2 protein-coding genes are annotated in these 1,509 nt (G+C 75.4%); both read right to left on the reverse strand.

Annotated elements, in window-relative coordinates:
• On the reverse strand, positions 1 to 848 hold an 848-nt coding region (locus ACFWJO_RS38910; protein ID WP_386872947.1), incomplete at its 3' end, for an NAD(P)-dependent oxidoreductase.
• Between the two features lie 33 nt (positions 849 to 881).
• Positions 882 to 1,403 (reverse strand): gamma carbonic anhydrase family protein, encoded by a 522-nt coding sequence (locus ACFWJO_RS38915; protein ID WP_036314590.1) that lies wholly within the window; start codon positions 1,401 to 1,403, stop codon positions 882 to 884.
• Positions 1,404 to 1,509 lie beyond the last annotated feature (106 nt).

The following is a 1,509-nucleotide window of genomic DNA, read 5'->3' on the forward strand; positions in this document are numbered from 1 at the left end:
GTCCAGAGCGGGTGGCCGTCCGGGAGGGGCTCGGGGTCGGTGACGTCCGTGCCGTAGCCGTGCAGCCGGCCCGCCGCGAGGGTCTGGACGACGGCGTCCGTGTCCACCAGCGCCCCGCGGGCGACGTTCACGAGCACGGCGTCCTCGTCCAGGAGGGCGAGGCGGTCGGCGTCGAACATGCCGCGGGTCTCCTCGGTGGCCGCCGCGGCGATCATCACGACCTGCGCGCCGGGCAGGACCTCGTCGAGGCGGTCGGTCGTGACGGTGCGGTCCGCGCCGGGCACGTCGCCCGCGCGTCGGCGGACCGCGGTGACGTGCACGTCCCAGGTCTTGAGCAGGCGGATGTACTCCTGTGCGATCCCGCCGCCGCCCACGACCACGGCGGTCAGGCCGTTCAGGGTGCGACCGGAGGAGGGGCCCCATGTGGTGGCGCGGACGCGCGCGGGCAGGTCCCGCAGCAGGGCCAGGGTGAGCAGCAGCGCGTGTTCGGCCACCGGCGGCGCGTACGTGCCCTTGGCGGACGTCCACACGATGTCCGGGCGGCTGCGCACGAGGGGGACGAACGGCTCGATCCCGGCGAACGGGAGCTGCACCCAGCTCACGTGGGGGTGGGCGGCCAGGGCCGCGGCGAGCGCATCGACCGGGATCGGGCGGACCATCAGCAGGGCCGTGGCGGAGGTGTCGCCCTCGGCCACGGCGGCGCCGCCGACGTCGGCCACGGCCTGCTCGGCCAGCCGACGGGCGTGGGCGTAGGGGGTGTCGGCGACGTCCTGCGCCGCGGGGAGGATGAGCAGGCGCTCGGGGACGTCGTCGGGTCGGGTGCGGGGGAGAGTGGAAGTGGTGGGCATGGTGCCCACCGTCCCACATCCTCCGGGCCCGCTTCAGCCGGCGACGGCGTCCCGGTGCGCGGCGGACAGCCGCAGGTAGGTGGCCGCGTTCTTCTTGAGGCCCTCCCGCTCCTCGTCCGTGAGGGGGCGGCGGACCTTCGCGGGGACGCCCGCCACGAGCGAGCCGGCCGGGACCTGCGTCCCCTCGAGCACCAGGGCGCCGGCGGCCACGAGCGAACCGGCGCCGATGACCGCGCCGTTCATCACCGTGGCGGACATGCCGATCAGGCAGTCGTCCTCCACGGTGGCCCCATGCACCACGGCGGAGTGGCCCACGGAGACACCGGCGCCCAGGGTGCACGGGAAGCCCTCGTCCGCGTGCAGCACCACGTTGTCCTGCAGGTTGGTGCCCGCCCCGACGCGGATGGGGGCGGAGTCACCGCGGGCGGAGACGCCGTAGAAGGCGGAGGAGCGCTCGGCCATCTCGACGTCGCCGGTGATCGCGGCGGTCGGGGCGAGGAAGACGGACTCGTGGATGCGCGGGGTGGCACCCGCGACGGTGATGATGTGGGCCATGCCACCAGCCTAGGCGGGCAGGACGACGGCGCCGCGTGGCGCCGTCGTCCCGGGCTCAGCTGAAGACGACGGTCCGCCGGCCGTCCGCGAGGACGCGGTGCTGGGC

Origin of the sequence: Streptomyces sp. NPDC127092 (assembly GCF_042722475.1) — a bacterium.
In the GTDB taxonomy this organism is placed as follows: domain Bacteria; phylum Actinomycetota; class Actinomycetes; order Streptomycetales; family Streptomycetaceae; genus Streptomyces.